Here is a 1913-nt window from a genome sequence, read left to right on the forward strand (position 1 = left end):
GCAAGGTCAAATAGCCATGAGTGATGCGGCTATCATTGCTGACAAGAACGATCAGTTACTTGCTATCGTCAATCAAATTAATCCGGATTATGCAACCGGACGTTTTCAAGAGGCTATCGGACGAATTTATTTTTTAGATCGAATTCCAGCATCGGGAACAACGGTAACAGCAACATGCACTGGGTTAGTTAATACAGTTATTCCAATTGGTAGTATTGCTCAAGATAAAAAAGGGTATCTTTATCATTCACTAACAGAGGTTAAGATCCCGGACAGCGGCTCTGTTGATGTTGTTTTCCAAAACTCAACATCAGGGCCGTTAGCATGCCAAATTGATGACTTGAACACGATTTATAGCTCGGTGCCCGGTTGGTCCGGTATCAGTAATGCGAGTGCTGGCGTACCTGGCACAGATGAGGAAACCCGCGCTAATTTTGAGTATCGTCGTAAACAATCTGTTGCTAAAAATGCGACAAACTCATTACATGCCATTTATGCCGCAGTATTAGAAGTAAATGGCGTGGCAGACGCATACGTTATTTCAAATGATACATCGGTAGTAAAAACGGTCGGGGTATCAAAATATAGAATGGTGCCGAACTCTATTTATAGTGCTGTGTATGGGGGAAAGACTGAGGATGTCGCTAGAGTAATCTGGAAGAAAAAACCTCCAGGTATTCCTACGAACGGAAATACAACTCACACAATTGTGGATGATGAAAACTATGTTCAGCCTTATCCCGAATATGAAATTAACTATGTGATACCCGCGCCCATTCGTGTCTATGTTGACGTCTCACTTGCGAATAGCGATTACCTTCCTGCTGATATTGAAACACAGGTTAAGTCAGCTATAGCGCAAGCATTTAACGGAGAAGACGGTGGAATCCGAGCAAGAATAGCATCTACATTATTTGCTGGTAGATATTATTCAGGCGTTTATAACATAGATACATCGAGTGTTGATATTTACAATATTACGCTTAGCCGTGACGGTATTACTTATTCAACATCAATTAGTTTTGGTATTGATGAAATCCCAACGCTTGACGTTGATAATATATCTGTGAAATTAGTAGGTTCATAAATGGAAAATGTGGGAGCAACTATTCTTGCTCAGTATGCCGCTAGTCCAAAACTCAACTCACTTATTCGAAGTTTCAATGCCGCTGTTTCCTCTGCTGAATTTATTAATACATTTTACGATCTGATTTGGAACATTGACACAGCAAACACTTATGGACTGGATGTGTGGGGAAAAATAGTGAATGTCAGCAGACGGCTGACTGTTAATGAAAATGTAAAATATATAGGTTTTGGTGAAGCTTTACTGAATGTTCCGACAACGACAGATCCAAATCCATTTGACCAAGCACCATTTTATTCCGGGGAGTCAAAAACAAAAACTATTGAGCTATCAGATCAGATGTACCGAAAGCTAATTATGATGAAAGCCATGTCAAATATATCTGACTGCACTATACCAAACATCAACAGAATGCTTGTTTATATGTTTAGCGATAGCGGACGTGCATATATCACTGATGATGGAAATATGAAGATGAGTTATGTATTTGAATTTCAGCTATCAACAGCAGAATTAGCAATTGTTCAAACATCGAGAGCACTGCCTTACCCGGTTTGTGTCAGTGTCGCAATCGTTCAAAGGATACCAACAAATGAAATCAACTGAAAAACCTAATCTTATTGCTGTTCCGTTTGCGAGCGCCGGAGACTATAACGAGATTGCAACAAAATCAACTGAAAGCAGCTTGGCAAAAGGAGTAGCTACGTATCCGAGCGGTTTTCCCCCGTTAACGATGACAGCAATATCTGCTGGTGGAATTCCTCCATCTGGCAAGGATATGAACGGGATATTGAATGATATTACTACCGCAATACGTTATTCAATG

The 1913-nt window shown here is 40.2% G+C and carries 2 protein-coding genes and 1 pseudogene; all 3 read left to right on the top strand.

Annotation, left to right across the window (positions count from 1 at the left end; genetic code table 11):
- The coding region (locus ABR397_RS22375) for a baseplate J/gp47 family protein (RefSeq protein WP_350307640.1) at positions 1–1087 on the top strand (1087 nt) is incomplete at its 5' end.
- Entirely contained in the window at positions 1088–1693 is a 606-nt protein-coding gene (locus ABR397_RS22380) for a DUF2612 domain-containing protein (RefSeq protein ID WP_350307641.1), read from the top strand. It abuts the gene before it with no gap.
- Positions 1680–1913, top strand: a pseudogene (locus tag ABR397_RS22385) (phage tail protein); the annotation flags it as partial. The gene ABR397_RS22380 and the pseudogene ABR397_RS22385, both read left to right, overlap by 14 nt.

It is taken from the genome of Photorhabdus viridis (genome assembly GCF_040256935.1).
Classification (GTDB): domain Bacteria; phylum Pseudomonadota; class Gammaproteobacteria; order Enterobacterales; family Enterobacteriaceae; genus Photorhabdus; species Photorhabdus viridis.

Bases quoted from the DNA above. Each gene is read 5' to 3' on its own strand.
- ABR397_RS22380 (WP_350307641.1), top strand. From the start codon at position 1,088: ATGGAAAATGTGGGAGCAACTATTCTTGCTCAGTATGCCGCTAGTCCA.